This window comes from Actinospica acidithermotolerans (genome assembly GCF_018139625.1).
GTDB classification, from domain to species: domain Bacteria; phylum Actinomycetota; class Actinomycetes; order Streptomycetales; family Catenulisporaceae; genus Actinospica; species Actinospica acidithermotolerans.
In genome coordinates, this window is the sequence record NZ_JAGSOH010000273.1 from 1 (window position 1) to 1,371 (window position 1,371).

General features: G+C 72.3%; 1 protein-coding gene. It reads left to right on the forward strand.

What is annotated here, in order from left to right:
- Window positions 1-1,337 (forward strand): MFS transporter (locus tag KDK95_RS34625; RefSeq protein WP_212522584.1); only part of this gene is annotated, 1,337 nt, incomplete at its 5' end.
- Between the last annotated feature and the right edge of the window lie 34 nt (window positions 1,338-1,371).

The window sequence follows — 1,371 nt, forward strand, 5'->3', positions numbered from 1 at the left end:
CCATGGCGCTGATCGGGGTGCCGCTGCTGGCGGTCTTGTATCTGCACGCCACGACGTTCGAGGTCGGTGCCTTGGCCGCGGCCGGATATCTGCCGTGGCTGCTCATCGGTTTGGCCGCCGGCGCGTGGGTGGATCGGCTGCGTCCTCGGCCGTTGATGATCGCGTGCGACGTCGCGTCGGCCGCGCTGTATGCGAGTGTGCCTGCGGCGTACGCGTTCGGGGTGCTGGGCATCGGGCAGTTGCTCGTCGTTCAACTCCTGGCGGGCGCGGCGGCTGTCGTGTTCAGCACGGCGTACCAGGTGAATCTGCCGTCGCTGGTCACGGCCGACGAGCTCGCCGAGGGGAACGCGAAGCTGCAGGCCAGCTCCTCGGCGGCGGCCCTCGGCGGACGCGGGTTGGCGGGGGTGGCGGCTCAGGGCGTCGGGGCGACGGCGTCGCTGGCGTTCAACGCTGTCAGCTTCCTGGTGTCGGCGTTCTGCCTCATGGCGATCGGGTCTCCTGAGTCGCGGCCTCCAGAAGCCGAGTCGCGGTCTCCAGAAACCGAGTCGCGGCCTCCGGAAGCCGAGTTGCCGCCTCCGAAAGGGCCCCGGGTGCGGCGGAGTTCGACGTTGCGGCGGGATGTGGCCGATGGCATGGCCTTCGTGTTCGGCGATCCGTATCTTCGGCCGCTGACGATCTTCGTCGGGCTGGCGAACTTCGCGCTCGACGGGCTTGCCGCGCTGGTCGTCGTCTTCCTCGTCCGCGTGGTCGGGGCGTCGGCGGCGGTGACGGGCTTGCTCGCGGCCCTGCCCGGGCTCGGCGGGCTGCTCGGGGCGTCCGTGGCGCGGCCGGTAGTCGCCCGGGTCGGGAGTGCGCGGGGGCTGCTGCTCGCCACGGTCGGGGCGCTGCCGTTCGCGTTGCTGATTCCGTTGGCGGGGCACGGTGCCGGGCTCGCGCTCTACGTGGTGGGGACGTTGATCGCGGCGAGCGGCGTGACGGTGGGCAGCATCATCCTGGCCACGTTCCGGCAGTCCTATTGCCTGCCCGGCATGCTCGGGCGGGTCACCGGGACCATGCGGTTCTTGACATTCGGGGTGGGCCCGTTCGGCGCCCTTTTCGGCGGTGCGCTGGGCACCTGGCTCGGGGCGAGGGACGCGCTGTGGATCGTGCTCGGTGTCCTCGCGCTCGCCGGGACTCCGCTGCTGGGCCGGACCTTCGTCCCTCGGCGCGACCTGCCGGGCGCGCCGAGGGACGGTCGGCTCGATGCGGGGGATCAGTCGGTCTGGCAGGGGGACGAGACGGACGAGCGCGGGCCGGCGAAGTCGGGGATGGGGCGCGGGTCGTCGACGGGGGCGTAGCGGCCCTCGACGAGCTCGTAGTCCCAGGCGGGGC